The 18,699-nt window shown below is 63.9% G+C and carries 24 protein-coding genes; 8 read left to right on the forward strand and 16 right to left on the reverse strand.

What is annotated here, in order from left to right; translation table 11 throughout:
* Positions 1-6: 6 nt before the first annotated feature.
* Both G513_RS0117055 and G513_RS0117060 read right to left on the reverse strand, forming a co-directional pair.
* Positions 7-801: a LamG domain-containing protein gene (locus G513_RS0117055; RefSeq protein WP_022978073.1), complete on the reverse strand. Its 795-nt coding sequence runs from the start codon at positions 799-801 to the stop codon at positions 7-9.
* A 190-nt stretch (positions 802-991) separates the two neighbouring features.
* On the reverse strand, positions 992-1,240 hold the full coding sequence (locus G513_RS0117060) for a DUF1272 domain-containing protein (RefSeq protein WP_022978074.1): 249 nt from the start codon (positions 1,238-1,240) through the stop codon (positions 992-994).
* Between the two features lie 102 nt (positions 1,241-1,342).
* Here G513_RS0117060 and G513_RS0117065 point away from each other — a divergent pair, with 102 nt between their 5' ends.
* Entirely contained in the window at positions 1,343-1,717 is a 375-nt protein-coding gene (locus tag G513_RS0117065; protein ID WP_022978075.1) for a limonene-1,2-epoxide hydrolase family protein, read from the forward strand.
* A 141-nt stretch (positions 1,718-1,858) separates the two neighbouring features.
* The gene (locus G513_RS0117070) at positions 1,859-3,478 is read left to right on the forward strand and encodes a flavin-containing monooxygenase (RefSeq protein WP_022978076.1); all 1,620 of its coding nucleotides are present in this window, start codon (positions 1,859-1,861) and stop codon (positions 3,476-3,478) included.
* A 92-nt stretch (positions 3,479-3,570) separates the two neighbouring features.
* Here G513_RS0117070 and G513_RS25120 read toward each other — a convergent pair whose 3' ends face one another.
* The 8 genes from G513_RS25120 to G513_RS0117110 form a co-directional block, all read right to left on the reverse strand.
* Complete coding sequence (locus G513_RS25120) at positions 3,571-3,993, reverse strand: hypothetical protein (protein ID WP_022978077.1); 423 nt, start codon at positions 3,991-3,993, stop codon at positions 3,571-3,573.
* A 12-nt stretch (positions 3,994-4,005) separates the two neighbouring features.
* Complete coding sequence (locus G513_RS25125) at positions 4,006-4,437, reverse strand: hypothetical protein (protein WP_022978078.1); 432 nt, start codon at positions 4,435-4,437, stop codon at positions 4,006-4,008.
* A 68-nt stretch (positions 4,438-4,505) separates the two neighbouring features.
* Entirely contained in the window at positions 4,506-4,826 is a 321-nt protein-coding gene (locus G513_RS26490; protein ID WP_366511665.1) for a cysteine-rich CWC family protein, read from the reverse strand.
* On the reverse strand, positions 4,747-5,331 hold the full coding sequence (locus tag G513_RS0117090) for a sugar O-acetyltransferase (RefSeq protein WP_022978080.1): 585 nt from the start codon (positions 5,329-5,331) through the stop codon (positions 4,747-4,749). The genes G513_RS26490 and G513_RS0117090 overlap by 80 nt, the downstream gene beginning before the upstream one ends.
* A gap of 74 nt (positions 5,332-5,405) precedes the next feature.
* Complete coding sequence (locus G513_RS0117095; protein WP_028475681.1) at positions 5,406-5,945, reverse strand: MAPEG family protein; 540 nt, start codon at positions 5,943-5,945, stop codon at positions 5,406-5,408.
* Between the two features lie 197 nt (positions 5,946-6,142).
* Positions 6,143-6,436 carry a MafI2 family immunity protein gene (locus tag G513_RS23770; protein WP_022978082.1) on the reverse strand — a complete coding sequence of 98 codons (294 nt, stop codon included), beginning with the start codon at positions 6,434-6,436 and terminating at the stop codon, positions 6,143-6,145.
* An 18-nt stretch (positions 6,437-6,454) separates the two neighbouring features.
* Entirely contained in the window at positions 6,455-6,874 is a 420-nt protein-coding gene (locus G513_RS23775; RefSeq protein ID WP_022978083.1) for a hypothetical protein, read from the reverse strand.
* A 30-nt stretch (positions 6,875-6,904) separates the two neighbouring features.
* Positions 6,905-7,519, reverse strand: a complete 615-nt coding sequence (locus G513_RS0117110; protein WP_022978084.1) for a glutathione S-transferase family protein — start codon at positions 7,517-7,519, stop codon at positions 6,905-6,907.
* A gap of 107 nt (positions 7,520-7,626) precedes the next feature.
* Here G513_RS0117110 and G513_RS0117115 point away from each other — a divergent pair, with 107 nt between their 5' ends.
* The 3 genes from G513_RS0117115 (at position 7,627) to ypfJ (ending at position 10,228) form a co-directional block, all read left to right on the forward strand.
* A complete protein-coding gene (locus G513_RS0117115) occupies positions 7,627-8,859 on the forward strand; it encodes a tRNA guanosine(34) transglycosylase Tgt (RefSeq protein ID WP_022978085.1) in 1,233 nt (410 codons plus the stop codon).
* A 66-nt stretch (positions 8,860-8,925) separates the two neighbouring features.
* Complete coding sequence (locus G513_RS0117120) at positions 8,926-9,258, forward strand: DUF4168 domain-containing protein (protein ID WP_022978086.1); 333 nt, start codon at positions 8,926-8,928, stop codon at positions 9,256-9,258.
* A 103-nt stretch (positions 9,259-9,361) separates the two neighbouring features.
* Positions 9,362-10,228: a KPN_02809 family neutral zinc metallopeptidase gene (ypfJ, locus tag G513_RS0117125; protein ID WP_022978087.1), complete on the forward strand. Its 867-nt coding sequence runs from the start codon at positions 9,362-9,364 to the stop codon at positions 10,226-10,228.
* On the opposite strand, the gene G513_RS23780 is transcribed toward ypfJ, so the two are convergent.
* The 4 genes from G513_RS23780 to G513_RS0117145 form a co-directional block, all read right to left on the reverse strand.
* Positions 10,225-10,866 (reverse strand): DUF6989 domain-containing protein, encoded by a 642-nt coding sequence (locus G513_RS23780; protein ID WP_022978088.1) that lies wholly within the window; start codon positions 10,864-10,866, stop codon positions 10,225-10,227. The genes ypfJ and G513_RS23780 overlap by 4 nt on opposite strands.
* Positions 10,866-11,351, reverse strand: coding sequence for a glutathione peroxidase (locus tag G513_RS0117135; RefSeq protein ID WP_022978089.1), 486 nt, complete (start codon positions 11,349-11,351; stop codon positions 10,866-10,868). Before G513_RS0117135 ends, G513_RS23780 begins: the two co-directional genes overlap by 1 nt.
* 87 nt (positions 11,352-11,438) lie before the next feature.
* Positions 11,439-13,184 (reverse strand): acyl-CoA dehydrogenase family protein, encoded by a 1,746-nt coding sequence (locus G513_RS0117140; RefSeq protein ID WP_028475682.1) that lies wholly within the window; start codon positions 13,182-13,184, stop codon positions 11,439-11,441.
* A gap of 208 nt (positions 13,185-13,392) precedes the next feature.
* Complete coding sequence (locus tag G513_RS0117145) at positions 13,393-13,968, reverse strand: hypothetical protein (RefSeq protein WP_022978091.1); 576 nt, start codon at positions 13,966-13,968, stop codon at positions 13,393-13,395.
* A 176-nt stretch (positions 13,969-14,144) separates the two neighbouring features.
* Between G513_RS0117145 and yajC the strand changes: the two genes are divergently transcribed.
* From yajC to secF, 3 genes are all read left to right on the forward strand, one after another.
* Complete coding sequence (gene yajC, locus G513_RS0117150) at positions 14,145-14,486, forward strand: preprotein translocase subunit YajC (protein WP_028475683.1); 342 nt, start codon at positions 14,145-14,147, stop codon at positions 14,484-14,486.
* A gap of 116 nt (positions 14,487-14,602) precedes the next feature.
* Positions 14,603-16,471, forward strand: a complete 1,869-nt coding sequence (gene secD, locus G513_RS0117155; protein ID WP_022978093.1) for a protein translocase subunit SecD — start codon at positions 14,603-14,605, stop codon at positions 16,469-16,471.
* A 24-nt stretch (positions 16,472-16,495) separates the two neighbouring features.
* A complete protein-coding gene (secF, locus tag G513_RS23785) occupies positions 16,496-17,461 on the forward strand; it encodes a protein translocase subunit SecF (RefSeq protein WP_022978094.1) in 966 nt (321 codons plus the stop codon).
* A 73-nt stretch (positions 17,462-17,534) separates the two neighbouring features.
* Here the strand turns inward: secF and G513_RS0117165 are convergent, their stop codons facing one another.
* Positions 17,535-17,753 carry a hypothetical protein gene (locus G513_RS0117165; RefSeq protein ID WP_022978095.1) on the reverse strand — a complete coding sequence of 73 codons (219 nt, stop codon included), beginning with the start codon at positions 17,751-17,753 and terminating at the stop codon, positions 17,535-17,537.
* Between the two features lie 110 nt (positions 17,754-17,863).
* Complete coding sequence (locus tag G513_RS0117170) at positions 17,864-18,667, reverse strand: inositol monophosphatase family protein (protein WP_022978096.1); 804 nt, start codon at positions 18,665-18,667, stop codon at positions 17,864-17,866.
* Positions 18,668-18,699: the final 32 nt, after the last annotated feature.

The raw sequence follows: 18,699 nt of genomic DNA on the forward strand, positions 1-18,699 counted from the left end.
CGGCGCTCAGTTCTTGATGCCGAGACGGTCCGACAGCACGGTGAGGAACAGTTCGATCTGCGACAGCTCGCGCTTGTAGATGCGCACTTCGTCGAGCGCGCCAGCCAGCGGGTACTGATAGACGCCCTGTCCGAATATCGGTGCCTGGGCACCGAGATAGATCGGTTCGTCGATGGCGTTGAAGTAGTCGAAGCGGCCGTCGTCGATGGTCTGCTTGAGCAGGCCATCGACATACAGCCGGTCACGGTTAGGTGTCTGGCTGTGGGTGTAGGCGACGTGCATCCACTTGCCGAGCTGGGGCGTGATCGGGCTGGCCAGGTTGGCGCCGGCGCCGTAGTCGATGAAGCCGGCATTGCCGGTGGTCGGGCTGGTGGCGCCGATGTAGCTGAAGAAGCCAGTGCGGTCATGACGCTTGGCCACGGCTATCTGGGTGGCGTAGGGCACGAACTGGGCAAAGGCATTCTCGCCGGCGAATGAATCCAGCCGTACCCAGTAACTGATCGTGAAGTTGTTGCCCAGGGCTGCCGCCAGGGGCAGGCTGTTCGGCACGAAGATGTATCCCAGATTCTGATAGCCACCAAACTTCGCGCTCTGGCCGAGCACACCCTTGTCCAGCGAAACACTGCCAGTGACAACTCCGTTGATGCCGCCCGTCGAGCAGTCGGCGGTGAGGCTCGTGTCGAAGCAGTAGTGGGCGATCAGGCCGCGCGTCGGGCCTGCGGCAGTTGCCTGTCCGGCGACGAGCAGGGTGCCGGCCAGCACGGTCAGCACGCGGCGAGAGAGTGAGAAGTGGATGTTCATTTCGAGGCTCCATTAGTTGATTCAGGTGATGCCGTCCCGAATCTCCGGCGACAGGTCGGGGGCTTTCAAGCGGCCGACGCAGCCTCATCTCACGCGCACCCGAAGTCCTCACGCAGTCCCAACGAAATGCCAACGGATTTCCATCGAGCCCCAAAAATCAGGGTCAGATACGAATTTCTATGGCGCCCGCTCAAGGTAACGGGCCGCAACCCACCGGCTTCAGCACACGCACCGTAGAGGCGGGATTCAAGGCCAGCTTGAGCAGCGGCCGACGCGGCCGGGCCAGTAGTTCGCCGCCGCAGTTCGGGCAGCGGCCGTGCAGCACCTCGGTCGCGCAGCTGTCGCAGAACGTGCATTCGAACGAGCAGATGCGTGCCTGATCGGAATCCGGCGGCAGGTCGCGGTCGCAGCATTCGCAGTTCGGTCTGAGTTCGAGCATGGCGATATCTCCTTGAAGGGCGCTCCCGCAGGTTCGTGCACGAGGGCGGCGCGCTAGCATCCATCCTGTTCCCCCAACGCGCCACCCTCAGGAGATACAACCATGACCGCCCAGCAAACCGTCGAAGCCTTCATCGCCAACTGGCCCAAGGCCGACCGCTTCTATCCCTGCGTCCGCGAATACTTCACGGCCGATTGCCTGTACGAAAACATCGGCGTATCGAAGACCACCGGGCCGGAAGAAGCGATCGCCTGGTTCACGATGATGAGCACGCAGCTGCCGTTCGTCTCGATCGATGTCGACATGCTGGCGATCGCCGCCGTCGGCGACACCGTGCTGACCGAACGCATCGATTACCTCAAGGACAAGGACGGCAACACGCTGCTGACGATCCCGCTGATGGGCATCTTCAAGCTGCGCGACGGCAAGATCTGCGAGTGGCGCGACTACTTCGATACCACGCCCTTCAAAGGCTGATGAAGGGCTGACCCCTGGTATCGCTCGACTGCTCATTCGGGTGGGGGGCGATATGCAACTGCGCGCTAAGGTGATCCGTACAGAAGATCAGCCTAGATAGAACCGTGGCCATCACGGCGTCCAAGAGCGAGGAGAGAACGCATGAGTCAGGTCCAGTCCGCAGCGAAGCAGGTGGATGCAGTGGTAGTCGGCGCCGGGTTTGCCGGCATGTACGGCATCCAGCGCCTGCGCGAGAAAGGCCTGAAGGTGCAGGGCTTCGAAGCCGGGCACAGCGTTGGCGGCACCTGGTACTGGAATCGTTATCCAGGCGCCAGAGTCGACAGCCAGGCCTACATCTACCAGTACTGGTTCTCCGACGAGCTGATCAAGGAATGGGACTGGAGCGAGCGCTTTCCAGCCCAGCCGGAGACCGAGAAGTACCTGAACCATGTCGCCGACAAGTTCGAGATCCGCAAGGATTTCCAGTTCGAGACCAAGGTCGAGGCCGCGAAGTGGGATGACGGCGCCAAGCGCTGGACGGTGACCACCGACAAGGGCGATGTAGTCAGCGCCCAGTTCCTGCTGATGAGCACGGGCGGCCTGTCCGCGCCGCTGGTGCCGCCGTTCAAGCATCACGAGAAGTTCAAGGGCCAGATCATCCATACCGGCCGCTGGCCGAAGGAAGGTGTGGATTTCGCCGGCAAGAAAGTCGGCGTGATCGGCACCGGCGCCACCGGTATCCAGGTAGTCCAGACCATCGCTCCGCAGGTCGGCCAGCTGACCGTCTACCAGCGCACCGCGAACTACACGATTCCGATGCGCAACCCGAAGTACGACGATGCCGATCGCGCCGGGCTCAAGGCCGGTGCCAAGGCGATGCACAAGCGCGTCAACAGCACCTTCGCCGGCTTCGACTACGACTGGCAGGCCACCGATCTGATGGCAATGAATCCGGAAGCGCGCGAGGCCCAGCTGAACGAATGGTTCGCCGACGGCTCGCTGGGTTTCTGGATCGGCTCGATCCAGGGCGTGCTGATGGACGAGAGCATCAACGCGGTGTTCTCGGATTTCGTCAAGCGGAAGATTCGCGCCCGCGTCCATGATCCGAAGGTTGCGGATCTGCTGGTGCCGGACGATCACGGTTTCGGCACCCGCCGCGTGCCGCTGGAAACCAAGTACTACGAAGCCTTCAACCAGCCGAACGTGAAGCTGGTCAGCGTCAAGAAGACGCCGATCGTCGAATTCACCGAGCACGGCATCCGCACCACCGAAGGCGAGCAGGAGCTGGACATCGTCATCTTCGCCACCGGCTTCGATGCCGGCACCGGCGCGCTGACCCGAGTCGATGTGCGCGGTGAAGGTGGCCAGTCACTGCGGGACGACTGGAACCAGCACGGCATCCACACCACGATGGGCCTGCAGGTGCACGGCTACCCGAACATGTTCATGACCATGGCGCCGTACTCGCCGGCCGCCGCGTTCTGCAACGTGCCCACCTGCCTGCAGCAGCAGGTGGACTGGATTGCCGACTGCGTCGACTACGTGCGCAAGACCGGCAAGCAGGCGATCCAGCCCGGCGCCGAGATCGAGAACAACTGGCTGGCCCATCACGACGAAGTGGCGAACCTGACCTTGGTGCCGAAAACCAACTCCTGGTACATGGGCAGCAACGTCGAAGGCAAGCCTCGTCGCCTGCTGGCCTATGCCGGTGGCGCCCAGAATTACCGTGCGGTCTGCGATGACCTGAAGGCCAAGCAGTACCAAGGTTTCGAGATCGCCTGACACAACTCTTCAGAAGGGCGCTCGCACCGCCTGCTTGCAGCAGAGAGGACTTACCGGAAGCTGTTCAAGCAGCTCTCCGGTATTTTTTTGCCTCAGGCAGTCTGCAGATCGCGACGCGCGGGTGTCGCCGCAAGGCTCAGCAGATACAGGCCGACGACGATGTCGACGCCGGCACAGAACGCCGGATACCAGGCCGGCACGCCCGGATTGATGAACAGCTGCGGGTGCAGCAGATCGTAGCCGCCATGCGCCAGCCACAGCGCGCCGACGATGGCCGCCGCCCAGCGAAACTGCTGCCGCGCCAAGGTCAGCACCACGCCACCGATCAGGAACGGCAGGCCGAAGAACATTTCCTGCCAGCCGATGCGCGTCTCGCCAGCGTACCAGGCGAAACCTGCGTAGATCGTCGGCAGGCTGATCAGGCTCAGTGCGTAGACCCAGTGCTCGCCGCGAATCTTGCGAGCGAGTGCGATGGTGGCCAGTCCTGCCAGCACGCCGATGATGGTTTCGATCATGGTTTCGGGGTCTTAACTCGCGCGATCGCGCCAGGCGGTGGCCAGCAGCACGAAGGCACCAAGATGGAAGGAGAACGCCGCGGTGGGAATCTGCGCGAGCTGCCAGATCATCATGCTGGCGCCGGAGATCAACCAGGCGCCGACCAGATAAAGGCTCGCAAGCCGGGCCGACAACGCACGGCCGAAACGCCAGTGCAGCACCGCCACGGTGGCCACCACGATCGCTGCCTTGATCGCCGCCATGCCGCGCAGCAGGCGCGCCAGTTCGGGGTCGTCGGCGATCGTCGGAACGGGCACGCCGAGCCATACCGCCATCGCCACCGCAGTGGCACAGCCGAGCAGCAGATTGAACCTCAGCGAAGCCGAACGTGCGCGCTGACGCTGCGCGGCGAGTTCATTGGCAAGGGCGTTGGCAGCGGCGTTGCTGCTAGAGGTAACGGACATGATGAGCCTCCGGTTCTAGGCGAAGTATGCGGCGCTTCGGCGCCCGCTTCGAGCGGGCATCAATTCGGCTACGGCAGGACGGTGGAAATCGATGCTGCCGCACAGCGGGCGCAAATGCAGGCCAAGCCGCGTGCAGCCTCGGGAACCGCGGCCAGCAGCGCCGGATCAAACGACGCGGTCTGGCACCAGCACGCCGTGTCGAAGCTGCCGCATTGCGCCGGCGCACAGGCGTTGGCGCCGCCGCACAAGGGGCAGGACAGATTGCGAAAGGGTGTTGGCTGAGTCATCGGATCAGATTGTGGCAGGGCTTCAGCCTGCGCCACTGGGTGCTGACGCCTCTTCATCGAGGCGACGAACGATGCGCGCCGGATTGCCGGCGGCAAAGACATCCGCCGGAATATCGCGAGTGACCACACTGCCGGCGCCGATCACCGATCGATCGCCGATCGTCACGCCCGGGCAGATCACTGCGCCACCACCGACCCAGACATCCGAACCGATGGTGATAGGCCTTGCGGACTCCAGCCACTTGCGCCGCTCCGCCGCGCTGATCGGATGCGTGGCCGTGTAGATCTGCACCGCGGGGCCGAACAGCACGTTGTCGCCGATGGTCACCGGCATGACATCGAGCACCACGCAGTTGAAGTTGAAGAACACCTTGGTGCCCAGAACGATGTTGCTGCCGTAATCGCAGAAGAACGGTGGCTGTATCCAGGCATCGGTCTCCTTGCCGAACAGCTCGTTCAGCAGGCGCTGACGTTCTTCCTTCTGCTCTTCGCGCGTCGCGTTCAGCGCCAGGCACAGGTTGCGGCAACGGTCTCGTTCCTGGCTCAGCACAGAATCGATCGGGTCATACAACTCGCCGGCGAGCATCTTCTGTTTTTCGGTTTTCATCTGCTTATGTCAGCAGGCCCGGCGCCTAAGTTCACTGGGCCGCGGATTTTCCAGAACGCAGGACGGGTCAGGACCTAGCCGAAAACCTTCTGCAGACTCAGAGGAACCAGCCCGATCAGGAGCAGAACCGTCGGATAGAAAGTCAGCGCGAAACCGAGCGACCGAGCCGCGGCACCGGAAGCGTAATGCTTGAAGAACAGCAATCGCGCCAGCAGGAAAAGCCCCGATGCCGCTGCCAGCGCGCCCAGCAAGCGGGCCGGCGCCAGGAACGCCCATGCGGCATAGATCGGCACCGCAAGCGCCACTTGCTCCAGGGTGTTCTGCAGCAAAGCCTGCAGCAGCCTGGCGCGGTCGCTGCCCTCGGTCAGCGCACTGCCATCGATATCGGCTGGCGTGAAGAAACGGTGCTTCGCCAGTCGAGCAATCGAGATCGCCAGCATCGCGGCCGGAGGCAGCAAGCAGAGCGCCAGCAGTGACGCTCTTTCTGCAAGTGAGGCCCCGAGTGGATACAGCACATATGCAAACAAGGCCGTCGCAGCGGCAGCGAGTGCTAGACCGGTGGCCATGCCCTTGATCACGCCGCGTTGATTCTGGCTGAGGTTGCTTGCTTTCAAGGCGTCCGTCGGAATGTGCGAACTCATTCAAGGTTCAGAAATGTAGGGCGGGTCAAGACCCGCCATAGATGTAGCGCCTCATTCAGTCGTTTTAGTGTTCAAGCGCCAACAGCAGATTCAATACGGAGGTGCCGTCATTGAAAGCGGCGGGTCGCGACCCGTCCTACGCTTCCTCTGCGAGCTGGTTGTTATCCGGCTCATCTCGGCTCGTGCCGCAGGTAGATGAGTATCTCGAGATGCTGGATAGCCTGGGAGGCTGGCACTGTAAGAAATTCCTCAGTGATCGTGAAAGCGCTGGAATAGTCGGCGATGATCTCTGTTCCGACGATCGAGAGTAGTTCCCTGTCTTCGTCTGTTGCCGTTTCATCGAAGACACTGCGAACTCGAATTACGTAATCATTGACCTCTGCAGAGAACGCCCGAAGCGATCGAGGTACCGCACCCCACAAGGCTCGTTGCGCGCTCAGTCGAATATCATCGATGTCTTTCATGAGTCCGAAGTCCGGCTCTTACGCGCCGGCATCGCGCCGCCCCACCGCCCTGAACTGCGCCACCGCCCCCAGCATCTCGGTCAGCACGAACAGCCACAGTACCGGGATCACATTCTCGAACAGAATGTAGTAGGCAATCAGCAGCGACACCACGCAGCGGCCGATGGCGTCGATCAATGCGAATACGCCAAGCGGCTGGATCATCCGCGCCGCAACCCAGACCAGCACCAGCATGCCGGCGAGGTTGACGAAGAACATCGCCAGCGGATCGAACGCCGGTGCTGTCGTGCTGCCGCCGATCAGTCCATTCAGCCAGTACAGGAAGCGGATGAAGAACGGTGCGGTGAACGGCAGTGCCAGCGACATCACGCCGGTATCGAACATGGCCCAGAAGCGGACCGTTTCCGGCGGGACGTGATCGTAGTTCGGCAACTTCATGTCAGGCGCGGTTCCGATTGACCGAACGGATCACTTGGCGGGTGCGGTTTCGACGCTGCTCGGGCGCGCCAGCAGTTCGGCACTCCATTTCGCGACATTGGCTGGAACGCTGGCGGCGTCGACCATGATCGGCAGGAATTGCAGGAACGGGATGTAGGCGATGTCGGCCAGGGTGTAGCGATCGTGGACGAGGTAGTCCACGCCTTCGAGCTGGCGGTCGAGAATCTTCAGGTGCTTGGTGATGTCGGCCGAGGCCTTGGTGATCGATTCGAGATTCCATTTCGCTTCCGGGAAGAAGCGTTTCTGGAAGATGATCACGCCGGCCGGCGTCGCCATCTGGGCGTCGCAGAGGCGCAGGTGCATGTCGACTTCGGCGCGGCCCTTGCTGTCACCGGGGATCAGCGCCGGTTCCGGGTGCTCGTCTTCGAGGTACATCATGATCGCCGAGGATTCGTAGAGCACGAAGCCGTCTTCTTCCAGCGTCGGCACCCGGGCGTAGGGATTCAGCGCCATGTATTCCGGCGTCTTGTGCTGGCGGGCAGCCATGTCGACTTCGACCAGCTTGTGCGGAATGTTCTTTTCGATCAGCGCGATGCGGACCCGGCGGGCGTAGGTCGAAAACGGGTGGTAGTGCAGGCGGATCATCGGGATGCGGGTCCTGTGGTTGACGGCGGCGAATTCGCCATCCGGATCATAGCCGCCGGATGCCGGATAATCGTCGGCATTCCGCTTCCATCTGCCGTCTCCACACCATGCGTTTCGAACTTCTTGCCACCGAGGGCGCCGCCCGGCGCGGCCGTCTGCACTTTCCGCGCGGCAGCATCGAGACGCCGCAGTTCATGCCAGTGGGCACTTACGGCACGGTGAAGGCGATGACGCCGGCCGAACTGCGCGCGGGCGGGGCGCAGATCATTCTCGGCAACACTTTCCATCTGTGGCTGCGGCCGGGGCACGAAACCATCCGCGCGCTCGGCGGCCTGCATCGCTTCATGAACTGGAACGGGCCGATCCTCACCGACTCCGGCGGCTTTCAGGTCTGGAGTCTGGCCGAGCTGCGCAAGCTGACCGAGGAAGGCGTGCACTTCGCGTCGCCGATCAATGGCGACAAGGTTTTCCTGTCGCCGGAGAAGTCGATCGCCATCCAGCACGGCCTGGGCAGCGACATCATCATGCAGTTCGACGAGTGCACGCCGTATCCGGCCACACCCGAGGAAGCGCGCAAGTCGATGGAGCTGTCGGCGCGCTGGGCGGCTCGTTGCAAGACCGCGCATCTGGCCTGGACACCCGAAGCCGCACCGCCACCACCGCCACCTCAATCGGGCGGCACGCCGCTGCCGGAGACCGAGCCGCGCGGCGCGCTGTTCGGCATCGTCCAGGGCGGCATGCATGCGGATCTGCGTGCCGAATCGCTGCAGCGGCTGACCGAGATCGGCTTCGATGGCTACGCGATCGGCGGCTTGTCGGTCGGCGAGCCGGAAGGCGAACGCCTGAAGGTGCTCGATGCCATCGGCCCTATCCTGCCGGCCGATCGTCCGCACTACCTGATGGGTGTCGGCACGCCGCGCGATCTGGTGCAGGGTGTGGCGCGCGGCATCGATCTGTTCGATTGCGTGATGCCGACACGTAATGCCCGCAACGGCCACCTGTTCACGTCCGAGGGCGTGATCAAGCTGCGCAACGCGCGGCACCGCACCGATCCCGGCCCGCTCGATCCGGCCTGCGACTGCGAGACCTGCACCAGTTACTCGCGCGCCTATCTGCATCACCTCGACCGCTGCAACGAGATTCTCGGCGCGCGGCTGAACACCATCCACAACCTGCATTACTACCTCAACCTGATGAAGCGGATCCGCGCGGCGCTCGATGCCGGCACGTTCGCGCCCTTCGCGGCGGCCTTTCTGGCCGGGCCGGAAGGGCAGTCGCGCCGCGGCGCGGAGGCCGCAGTGGCGGCCGATCAGGACGCGGGGCTGAACTTGCCGGAGTGAGAAGGGTCGATTAGGTGCACCAAAAACTGGCAGGCGTTCCGCCAGCCCCAAGCATGAGGACCGCATATGAAACTTCGTCACATCGCCCCGTTGTTCGCGCTCACCTTGTCGTGCGCAGCATTTGCAGACGCGGCACCCAGCGACAAGGAACTGCAGCAGTTCGTGGCCGCATCCGTTGAAGTCAACAAGATCAACAGCGCTTCGCTGGCCAAGCGGGAAGCCGCCAGCACCGCCGCCGCTGCGGAAAAGCTCGAGGATGACGCCACTGCGCAGATGGAAAAGGCGATCGAGGCCAAGGGCCTGACGTCCGATCGTTACGCCGAGATCTACACGGCGACGCAGAACGATCCCGCGATCAAGGCCAAGGTGGTCGCGCTGGCGAAGCCGCACCGCAAGTAAAGCTGCGAGGCCGCATCCCTGATCGATCGGGGATACGGCCTTTGCCGCGCTGTCGACATCCCTCAGACGCCCCTAGAATGCCCCTGAACTAACGGGGCAGACGATGGACTGGAACAAGGGCAGGCGCAGCAGCAATGTCGAAGACCGACGCAGTGGCGGCGGTGGAGGCGGCGGCAAGCTCGGCGCCGGCGCGATGCTCGCCGTCGTCGTCATCAGCGTGCTGCTCGGCAAGAACCCGCTGGAAATGATCGGCCTGCTCGAACAGTCCGGCGTCGCCGATGCCATCCAGGGCAGCAGCCAGCAGGGCACGGCACCGCCGCAGGATGATCGTGAAGCGGAGTTCGTGGCTCGCATCCTGGGCGATACCGAGGATGTCTGGGGCGCGATCTTCCAGCAGACGGGCAGCCGTTATGTCGAGCCGAAGCTGGTGCTGTTCGCCGGCCGTGTGCAGACCGACTGCGGCGGCGCCACCTCGGCCAGCGGGCCGTTCTACTGCCCGGCCGATCAGCAGGTCTATCTCGACACCAGCTTCTTCGCCCAGATGCGCGATCAACTCGGCGGCGGCGGCGATTTCGCCGAGGCCTATGTGATCGCCCATGAAGTGGGCCACCACGTGCAGACCTTGCTGGGCGTGTCCGCGAAAGTGAACGCAGCCCGCCAGCGCGGCGACGAAGTTCGCGGCGACGGCGGCCTGCTGGTGCGACAGGAATTGCAGGCCGATTGCCTGGCCGGCGTCTGGGCTCATCACGCGCAGGCACGGCATCAGTGGCTGGAGGCCGGCGACATCGACGAAGCGCTGCGCACGGCCACCGCGATCGGTGACGATCGTCTGCAGAAACAGGCGCAGGGCACGGTGGTGCCGGATGCCTTCACGCATGGCACGTCGGCGGAGCGGGTGCGCTGGTTCAGGGCCGGTTTCGACGGTGGTGCAGTGGCCGGCTGCGATACCTTTTCGGCGAAGGCGCTTTAGAGCCCGGCTCGCTGCATCAGGAAGTACGAAACGATCAGCGCGCCGGTGTAGAACACGCTGACGGCCGCTGCGGCGGAGAGCCGCGTGATGACGTTCGCCGAGCGGACTTCACGATAGGCATAGGCCGCCGCTGCACCGAGCAGCGCTTCCGGCAGCAGCACGTAATGGGCGATGCCTTGCCAGGTCGGCACCTGTAGCGGCCGCCACAGGCCGAACACCGGCGCCGCCCATTCGGAGGCCGCGAACACGACCAGCGCGAGCAGGCCAGCAACTGCTGGCGAGCCCCGCGCAATCAGCAAGATCCAGAACAGCGGAATCGCCCACATGCCGGCCATGTAGACCGGCACCGTGCCGATGCGTGGCGCGCCGTGATCGGGGAAGCTCAGGATGCCGATCAGCTGCGACAGCACCCAGTCCGGCACCACCTGACAGATCGACAGCGGCAGCAGGAACCACCACAGATCGAACCAGTGACCGTGGCCGCTGCCGCGCGCGATCAGCGGCAGCAGCAGGTTGTAGCCGATCACCAGCGCGACCACCGCCAGCCCGAGCATCGGCGACTGCAGGTACCGGAACGTGGCCCAGCCGGCGGCAGCGAGCAGGCCGTTGAGGATCAGTGCATCACGGACTTCACGCATCAGGCAGCGAGCAGCTTCTCGATGTCCTTGGCGATTGACGCCGGCGTGTCGATCGACCCATAGCGCTTCAGCACGTCACCGTTCTTGGCGACCAGGAACTTGGTGAAGTTCCACTTGATCGCTTCCGAACCGAGGATGCCCTTCTCCTCGCTCTTCAGGAACTTGTACAGCGGGTGCGCGTCGTCGCCATTGACCTTGATCTTGGCGAACATCGGGAAGCTGACGTCGTAGGTCAGCGAGCAGAACTGCTGGATTTCCTTCTCGTCGCCCGGTTCCTGATGACCGAACTGGTCGCAGGGGAAGCCGAGGATCTCGACACCCTTGTCATGCAGGTCCCGATACGCCGCTTCCAGACCCTTGTACTGCGGCGTGAAACCGCACTTCGAAGCGACGTTGACGATCAGCAGGACCTTGCCCTTGTAGGCATCGAGCTTGACCGTCTTGCCGTCGATGGTGGTGGCGCTGAAATCGTAGATCGTGGACATGGGTTTCTCCGAAGCAGATGGTGCAACGAAAGCGGGCCGACGATGGTCGGCCCGCCCAGTTCAACAAGATTCAGCGTCTCGGCAAGCTCAGAAATTCGCCGCATCCAGCGCCATCAGCTCGCTTGCCGGCTGGCGCACGTTGGCACACAGCGACATCACCTGCGGCAGCATGCGGGCCGCGAAGAACTGCGCGGTGTTGAGCTTCTGGGCCTTGAAGATCTCGTCGCTGGAGTTCATCGCCGCCTTGGCCATGCGCAGCCAGTTGTAGCCGAGGTAGGTCAGTGAGAACGCGCGCTGGAAATCGACGGCGCCGAAGCCGGCATCGTTCGGGTTGGTCTTGAACGATTCCTGCAGCCAGGCGGTGGTCTTTTCCAGTTCGTCGATGGCGTCGCGCAGCGGCTTGGCGATGAAGCCGAGCGGCGCGTCGCCGGTCGATTCCGAGCGCACCTTGGCGAAGAAGCGCGCCGGCAGGCGGCCGTTGTCGATCATCAGCTTGCGGCGCACCAGATCCATTGCCTGGATGCCGTTGGTGCCTTCGTAGAGGCAGAGGATCTTGGCGTCGCGCATGATCTGCTCGACGCCGTGCTCGCGGATGAAGCCGTGACCGCCGTAGACCTGGATCGCCAGGCTGCCGAGATCGACCGCCGAATCGGTGCAGAAGCTCTTGACCAGCGGCGTGTTCAGCTCGACCCAGTCATTGGCTTCCTCGCGGACCGCCGGGTCCGGATGATGATGGGCGATATCGACATACATGCCGGTCTCGTAGGCCAGCACGCGGGCGCCTTCGGTGGTGGCGCGCATGGTCAGCAGCATGCGGCGCACGTCCGGGTGGTCGATGATCGTGGCGCCGCCGTTGAAGGCCTTGCCCTGCTTGCGATCCTTGGCGTAGGCGATGGCGTTCTGGGTGGCCAGTTCGCACAAGCCCAGGCCCTGCATGCCGACCAGGATGCGCGCCAGATTCATCATCACGAACATGTTCTGGATGCCGGTGTTCGGCGCGCCGACCAGCCAGCCCTTGGCGCCCTCGAACTGTAGCGCGCAGGTGCAGGAACCGTGGATGCCCATCTTGTGCTCGATGGACGTGCAGGTGACCTTGTTGCGGGCGCCGATGCTGCCGTCGGCATTGACCAGGAACTTCGGCACCGCGAAGGTCGTCAGGCCCTTGACGCCTGCCGGGCCGCCTTCGATGCGGGCCAGTACGAAGTGGACGATGTTGTCCACCATCGTGTGCTCGCCGGAAGTGATGAAGATCTTGCCGCCGTCGAGCGAGTAGCTGCCGTCGTCGTTCGGGGTGGCCTTGGTCTTGATCGCGCCGAGGTCGGTGCCGGCCTGCGGTTCGGTGATGCACATGGTGCCGGTCCACTCGCCGGTGGCGAGCTTCGGCAGATAGCTCTGCTTGACCTCGTCGGAACCGGCCGCGAGGATGCCCTCGAAGCAGCCGACGGTCAGGCCCGGATAGAGCGCGAAGGCGACGTCCGCCGAGCAGAGCATCTCGTCGATGACCTTGCCCAGTGTGTACGGCAGACCGGCGCCGCCCCATTCAGCCGGGTTGGAAATGCCGACCCAGCCCGCTTCCTGATACTGCTTGTAGGCTTCCTTGAAGCCCTTCGGCACGGTGACGTCGCCGTTGCTGAGCTTGCAGCCTTCGGCATCGCCGGGCGCGTTCAGCGGCGCGACCTGATTCTGGATGAGCTTGGCGGCTTCCTCGATCAGACCGTTCAGCGTGTCCGGCGTGGCATCGGCCATCACGGGCATTTCGGCCAGGGAACCGACGTTCAGGACGTCGTTGAGGACAAACTGGATTTCGCGCACAGGCGCAGCGTAGGTCGCCATGATCGAGCAACTCCGTTAGAAGGTGAAGGGTTTATCGAAGCCACCTCGACCGCGAACAATCAGGCAGAAGTGGCGTGGATAAACACTCGTTCGATGCCCCAAAACTACTGCCAAGATTAACACGGGCCATGTCATTTCCGCGCCGCCAGCGGGTCAGCCCCGTCACATCCTGGAGACAGTCCGGGTGACCCGCTGCCAGCCGGTCGCTTTAGATCGGTGCTTTCGCCGACGCGTCGCCCGGTTCCGGATAAGTGACGAAGCGCGCCTCGAAGCCGGCCTTCCGGGCAGCGGCGCTGATCTCGTCGCGATGGCTGTCCGGGCCGAGATAGATCAGCACCAGCGTTTTCAGATCATCGGTCTGGTGGGCAGCCAGCGCCGCCAGCAGGGTGCGGCGATTGCGTTCCGGGTCCGGCCCGGCGATGCCGAGGTAGTCATGCTCCTTTGCGGCCTGCATCAGCTTGCCGCCGAGTTCATGGACGTCGACCGCTTCCGGCACTTCGTCGACCATCGGGAAGAAATAGAAGCTTTCGGTTTCCTCCGGCACCTGGGTGCCGGCCAGGCGCATCGCGATATCGAGATTGAAGGTGGTGTTGATCGGCTCGCCGGCCGGAGCTTCGGCGAGTGCGGCAACGACCGGAATGGCGGCAGCGGCCTGCTGCTCGGCGGCCGGATTCGGTGCCCGGTAGCCGACGGCCAGTGCGGCACCAATGCCAGCACAGAGCAGCACGGCAGTGATCAGATCGCGACGCGGAGCGGGGTTTTCGGCAGAGGCGGAAGCGGTCATCGATGCGGCTCAAGCGAGGTCAGGGAAGGCCGGAAGCCTAGCATCGTCGCCGGCATCGTCGGCACGGGCCTCATGCGCTTTCGGCCCGCGCCCAGGCCCGAAACGGTCATAAAGTGCCGCCGGGGGCCTGTGGCATAATCCAGCCCCTTTTCGCATCACACAAGGTTGCCGCCGTGCTGGAATTGCTCGATCTGCTGATCCCGGTTGCCCACGCCCAGTCCACCGGCGCACCGAAGGCTCCTGGCCTGCTGGAAGCGACGTGGCCGCTGCTGGTGCTGCTGCCGCTGTTCTACTTCATGCTGATCCGGCCGCAGATGAAGCGCTCGAAGGAAGCGCGGGAAATGCTCGGCCAGCTCGCCAAGGGCGATGAAGCGGTGTCGAGCGGTGGTCTCGCCGGCCGCATCACGGTGATCGGCGAGAACTACGTGACCCTGGAGATCGCCGACAAGATCGAGGTCAAGATCCAGAAGTCCGCGATCACCAGCATCCTGCCCAAGGGCACGCTGAAGAACCTTTGAAGTAGTAGCGCCCGCCGCGCCGCCGCCGGGTCAGCACCTGGGGCGATGCGGCGGCTGAACTGAATCCGCAGAACCCGGCTTCGTGCCGGACCTCACGCCGCCCGACGAACGCCGCCATGCATCAGTACCCCTTCTGGAAGCCCGTGACGCTGATCGTCGTCACGCTGCTCGGCCTGCTCTATGCACTGCCGAACGTCTATGGCGAAGATCCCGCCGTGCAGATCAGCACCAGCTCCGGCGATCCGGTGCCTGCCGATTTCGGTGACCGCATCGCCAAGGTGCTGGAAGCCGAAAAGATCGAGGACCGCGGCTCGCGGCTCGAAGGCACGCAGTGGGTGGTTCGCTTTGCCAGCCCGGAAGTGCAGCTGCACGCGGTCGACGCGATCAAGCGCGATCTCGAAGGCCAGGGTTATGTGTCGGCGCTGAATCTGGCTTCGAAGACGCCGAAGTGGCTGTCGGCCGTCGGCGGCAAGCCGATGGCGCTCGGTCTCGATCTGCGTGGCGGTGTGCACTTCCTGCTGCAGGTCGCCGTCGAGGACGTCAAGAAGGCCGCCGTCGAACGCCTGATCAACGACGTGCCGAAATTCCTGCGCGACAAGGACCTCCGCTATTCCGGTCGCCGCAAGGCCGGCGAAGCGATCGTCATCGAATTCGCCGACGCCGATCGTCTGGAGAAGGCCCGCACCGCGATCGCCCGCGAATACCGCGAGCTGACCGTATCGACCCCGCCGGATGCGACCGTGCCGTCGCTGGCGGTGAGCCTGTCGGAAGTCGAAGCCAAGCGCCTGATCGACGATGCGGTGCAGAAGAACCTGATCACCCTGCGCAATCGCGTCAACCAGTTCGGCGTCGCCGAACCGATCGTCCAGCGTCAGGGCGCGGATCGCATCGTCGTCCAGCTGCCCGGCGTGCAGGACCCGACCCGGGTCAAGGAACTGCTCGGCGCGACCGCCACCCTGGAATACCGCGCCGTCGACGAGAACGCCGATGCCGCCAGTGCCGCGGCCAGCGGCGTGATTCCGGCCGGCGATGAGCTGTTCTACCAGCGCGGCTCGCATCGCCCGTATCTGCTGAAGCGCGAAACCATCGCCAGCGGTGCCGAACTGACCAGCGCCACGCCGACCATCGACCACGAATCCGGCACCCCGGCGGTCAGCGTCAAGCTCGATGGCAACGGCGCCAAGAAGATGCTCGATTTCACCTCGAAGAACGTCGGCAAGCTGATGGCCGTCGTCTACAAGGAAACCGAGATCAAGACCACCTACAACACCCGCGGCGAAGCGATTCGCGAACGCCGCGACGTGCAGGAAGTGATTTCGGCAGCCACCGTGCGCGGTGTCTTCGGTGCCCAGTTCCAGACCACCGGCCTGTCGAGCCGCGAAGCCCGCGATCTGGCCGACCTGCTGAAAGCCGGCGCGCTGGTCGCGCCGATCGAGATCATCGAGGAACGCACCATCGGTCCGAGCCTGGGTGCCGACAACATCCGTCGCGGCATGTCCGCCGCCTTGCTCGGCCTCGGCCTGGTGATGGTGTTCATGGTCGTCTACTACCGCGTGTTCGGCCTGTTCGCGATCGCTGCGCTGACCGTCAACCTGCTGCTGCTGACCGCCGTGTTGTCGCTGTTCCAGGCGACGCTGACCATGCCCGGCATCGCCGGCATCGTGCTGCACATGGGTATCGCGGTCGATGCCAACGTGCTGATCTACGAACGCATCCGTGAAGAACTGCGGGCCGGCCTGAAGCCGCTGCAGGCGATCGACGCCGGTTACGACCGCGCCTTCCTGACCATCGCCGATGCCAACGTCACCGTGCTGATCGGCACCCTGATCCTGTTCTTCCTCGGTGCCGGTGCCCTGAAGGGCTTCGCGATCACCCTGGCGATCGGTATCGTCACCTCGCAGTTCACCGCGATCGTCGGTTCGCGCACACTCGCCCACTGGGTGTTCGGCAAGCGCCAGAACCTCAAAGATCTGCCGATCTGGTAAGGCAAAGGAATAGGCCCTGAACCAATGAGAATTTTTTCCAATGTCCCGAAGTTCGACTTCATGCGCCAGCGCAAGGTCGGCCTTGCTGTCTCGGCGCTGCTGACTACGGCGTCGATCCTGCTGGTGATCTTCCGCGGCCTGAATTTCGGCATCGACTTCACTGGCGGCGTACTGGTCGAAGTGCAGTTCCCGCAGTCGGTGCAGCTTGAAAAAGTCCGCGAGGACCTCGGCAAGGGCGGCTACGAGCACGGCATCGTCCAGTACTTCGGCGGCTCGTCGACGGTGCTGATCCGCCTGCCGCCGAACCAGGAAACCTCGGCCAATCTGAGCACCAAGGTGCTCGCCGCGGTCGGCGCCGGTGCCGAAGGCGTGCAGATGCGCAGAGTCGAGTTCGTCGGCCCGCAGGTTGGCGAAGAGCTGAGCGAAAAGGGTTCGATCGCGATGATCGTCGCCTTCGGCCTGATCGCCGCGTTCATCGCCTTCCGCTTCGAGTGGAAGTTCGCGATCGGCGCGATCGCAGCACTGGTCCACGACGCGGTGATGGTGCTCGGCTTCCTGTCGCTGACCTGGGTCGAGTTCGATCTGACCACCCTGGCGGCGATCCTGGCGCTGATCGGCTACTCGAACAACGAAACCATCGTCATCTTCGATCGCGTTCGCGAAAACCTGATCCGCACCCGCAAGGCGACCGTGTTCGAGGTGGTCAACCTGTCGGTCAACCAGACCCTGCTGCGTTCGATCATCACCCACGTCACCACCCTGCTGGTCTGCGTCGCGCTGTTCACGCTCGGCGGCTCGACGGTGCACAGCTTCTCGGTGTCGATGATCGTCGGTGTCATCGTCGCCACCTACTCGTCGATCTACGTGTCGACCGGTCTGGCCGTCGCCCTCGGCGTCAAGCGCGACGACCTGCTGCCGCCGGAAGAGCGGGACGAGCTGATCAAGGCGGAAAAGATCGCCAAGCAGGAGAACGACGGCGCGGTCGTTTAAGCGAACCTGAGGCACAAAAAAAGCGGCCCGGAGCAATCCGGGCCGCTTTTTTGTTGGCTGCTTGGCGTTGTCTTCAGGCCTTGCGCGTGAAGCCGACCAGCACCAGCCCGCCGCCGACCACCAGCGCCAGGATGCCGGCCCACTGCGGCACGGTCTTGTCGTGCTTGACCTCGGCCTTCAGATCGCCGATCTGCGCCAGGGTGCTGGTCTTCTCGTACTCGAACTTGCCCAGCAGCGCGGCCACGCCTATGGCAGCGACCACCAGTCCGACAATGATGATTCCGTAGCGCATCGATCAACTCCGTGATGAGGCGGGAGAGCCGGCACCGCTGGCTCGTGGGGCGAAGGCCCCGCAGCGTTTATACGCGTAACGGAGCGGAAGAGTCGCCCGCACTGCCGGGCTTATTCAGAGGCCGGCACAATCGGCTGCGCCGCACCGCGCAGCGCATCACTCAGCTGCGCGTGCAGCTTGTGCGGCGCGGCCAGGATGTGGCCGGTTTTCATCACATCGCCACGCGGGTCATACAGCTCGGTGACGGTGCCGCCGGCTTCCTGTACCAGCACGATGCCGGCCGCCATGTCCCAGGGCTTTAGGCCAAGTTCGAAGAAGCCGTCGAGACGGCCGGCGGCGACATAGGCCAGATCCAGCGCCGCTGAACCCGCGCGACGGATGCCGGCGCTGTTGCTGGCGATGGTCTTCAGCATCGGCAGATAGGCATCGAGCAGTTCCGGTTTGATCGGAATGCCGGTGCCGATCAGCGCGCTGTCGAGTTCCTTGGCGGTGCTGCCACGGATCTTGCGGTTGTTCAAGGTGGCGCCGCCGCCGCGGGTGGCGATGTACAGATCCTGGGTCGACGGCGCGTAGATCACGCCGTGTTCGAGCTTGCCGCGCACCTGGATGCCGATCGACACCGCGAAGTGCGGCAGGCCGTGCAGGAAGTTGGTGGTGCCGTCGAGCGGATCGATGATCCAGACCACTTCGTTGTCGCCGCTGGCGCCGGTCTCTTCGCCGAGCACCGCATGCTGCGGATAGGCCTTGCGGATCACCTTGATGATCTCGGCTTCGGCGCTGCGATCGACCTGGGTGACGAAATCATTCCGCCCCTTGCTTTCGATGGTAAGCGTGTCGACACGATCGATGCTGCGGCTGATGAAATTGCCTGCGGTACGGGCGGCGCTGACGGCGATGTTGACGAGCGGATGCATGGAAAGCGGGTTCCGGTGAACGACGGCGGCGC

It is taken from the genome of Nevskia ramosa DSM 11499 (assembly GCF_000420645.1).
Classification (GTDB): Bacteria; Pseudomonadota; Gammaproteobacteria; order Nevskiales; family Nevskiaceae; genus Nevskia; species Nevskia ramosa.

Excerpts from the sequence above, each read along its gene's own strand:
- G513_RS0117055 (WP_022978073.1), bottom strand. The coding sequence starts at position 801 with ATGAACATCCACTTCTCACTCTCTCGCCGCGTGCTGACCGTGCTGGCC.
- G513_RS0117060 (WP_022978074.1), bottom strand. The coding sequence starts at position 1,240 with ATGCTCGAACTCAGACCGAACTGCGAATGCTGCGACCGCGACCTGCCG.
- G513_RS0117065 (WP_022978075.1), top strand. The coding sequence starts at position 1,343 with ATGACCGCCCAGCAAACCGTCGAAGCCTTCATCGCCAACTGGCCCAAG.
- G513_RS0117070 (WP_022978076.1), top strand. The coding sequence starts at position 1,859 with ATGAGTCAGGTCCAGTCCGCAGCGAAGCAGGTGGATGCAGTGGTAGTC.
- G513_RS25120 (WP_022978077.1), bottom strand. The coding sequence starts at position 3,993 with ATGATCGAAACCATCATCGGCGTGCTGGCAGGACTGGCCACCATCGCA.
- G513_RS25125 (WP_022978078.1), bottom strand. The coding sequence starts at position 4,437 with ATGTCCGTTACCTCTAGCAGCAACGCCGCTGCCAACGCCCTTGCCAAT.
- G513_RS26490 (WP_366511665.1), bottom strand. The coding sequence starts at position 4,826 with ATGTCTTTGCCGCCGGCAATCCGGCGCGCATCGTTCGTCGCCTCGATG.
- G513_RS0117090 (WP_022978080.1), bottom strand. The coding sequence starts at position 5,331 with ATGAAAACCGAAAAACAGAAGATGCTCGCCGGCGAGTTGTATGACCCG.
- G513_RS23770 (WP_022978082.1), bottom strand. The coding sequence starts at position 6,436 with ATGAAAGACATCGATGATATTCGACTGAGCGCGCAACGAGCCTTGTGG.
- G513_RS23775 (WP_022978083.1), bottom strand. The coding sequence starts at position 6,874 with ATGAAGTTGCCGAACTACGATCACGTCCCGCCGGAAACGGTCCGCTTC.
- G513_RS0117110 (WP_022978084.1), bottom strand. The coding sequence starts at position 7,519 with ATGATCCGCCTGCACTACCACCCGTTTTCGACCTACGCCCGCCGGGTC.
- G513_RS0117115 (WP_022978085.1), top strand. The coding sequence starts at position 7,627 with ATGCGTTTCGAACTTCTTGCCACCGAGGGCGCCGCCCGGCGCGGCCGT.
- G513_RS0117120 (WP_022978086.1), top strand. The coding sequence starts at position 8,926 with ATGAAACTTCGTCACATCGCCCCGTTGTTCGCGCTCACCTTGTCGTGC.
- ypfJ (WP_022978087.1), top strand. The coding sequence starts at position 9,362 with ATGGACTGGAACAAGGGCAGGCGCAGCAGCAATGTCGAAGACCGACGC.
- G513_RS23780 (WP_022978088.1), bottom strand. The coding sequence starts at position 10,866 with ATGCGTGAAGTCCGTGATGCACTGATCCTCAACGGCCTGCTCGCTGCC.
- G513_RS0117135 (WP_022978089.1), bottom strand. The coding sequence starts at position 11,351 with ATGTCCACGATCTACGATTTCAGCGCCACCACCATCGACGGCAAGACG.
- G513_RS0117140 (WP_028475682.1), bottom strand. The coding sequence starts at position 13,184 with ATGGCGACCTACGCTGCGCCTGTGCGCGAAATCCAGTTTGTCCTCAAC.
- G513_RS0117145 (WP_022978091.1), bottom strand. The coding sequence starts at position 13,968 with ATGACCGCTTCCGCCTCTGCCGAAAACCCCGCTCCGCGTCGCGATCTG.
- secD (WP_022978093.1), top strand. The coding sequence starts at position 14,603 with ATGCATCAGTACCCCTTCTGGAAGCCCGTGACGCTGATCGTCGTCACG.
- secF (WP_022978094.1), top strand. The coding sequence starts at position 16,496 with ATGAGAATTTTTTCCAATGTCCCGAAGTTCGACTTCATGCGCCAGCGC.
- G513_RS0117165 (WP_022978095.1), bottom strand. The coding sequence starts at position 17,753 with ATGCGCTACGGAATCATCATTGTCGGACTGGTGGTCGCTGCCATAGGC.
- G513_RS0117170 (WP_022978096.1), bottom strand. The coding sequence starts at position 18,667 with ATGCATCCGCTCGTCAACATCGCCGTCAGCGCCGCCCGTACCGCAGGC.